This window comes from Streptococcus suis (assembly GCF_002964045.1).
GTDB lineage: Bacteria > Bacillota > Bacilli > Lactobacillales > Streptococcaceae > Streptococcus > Streptococcus suis_U.
In genome coordinates this window covers 1-287 of the sequence record NZ_POPB01000109.1, presented here as the reverse complement: position 1 = coordinate 287, position 287 = coordinate 1, and the positions used below count along the sequence as shown (strand labels likewise).

Annotated in this window: 1 protein-coding gene; it reads right to left on the bottom strand. The window is 45.6% G+C overall.

Going from position 1 to position 287, the window contains the following annotated elements; all coding sequences use genetic code 11:
- Window positions 1-287 (bottom strand): HAD-IC family P-type ATPase (locus tag C1E99_RS00465; RefSeq protein WP_153060120.1); only part of this gene is annotated, 287 nt, incomplete at both ends.

Sequence of the window (287 nt, the reverse complement as noted above, 5' to 3'; positions counted from 1 at the left end):
GTTGGCTGACAAGAGATACTGGATGGTTTTTTGGATGTTTGAGAAGACTTTACGTCCTTCTTCAACCGCCACAATGATAGTTGCAAAGTTGTCATCTGCAAGGACCATATCAGAGGCACCTTTCGAAACTTCCGTACCTGTGATACCCATACCGATACCGATGTCGGCTGTCTTAAGTGATGGCGCATCGTTAACACCGTCACCAGTCATGGCAACAACCTTACCATCATTTTGCCAAGCCTTAACGATACGAACCTTATGTTCTGGAGATACACGAGCGTATACTG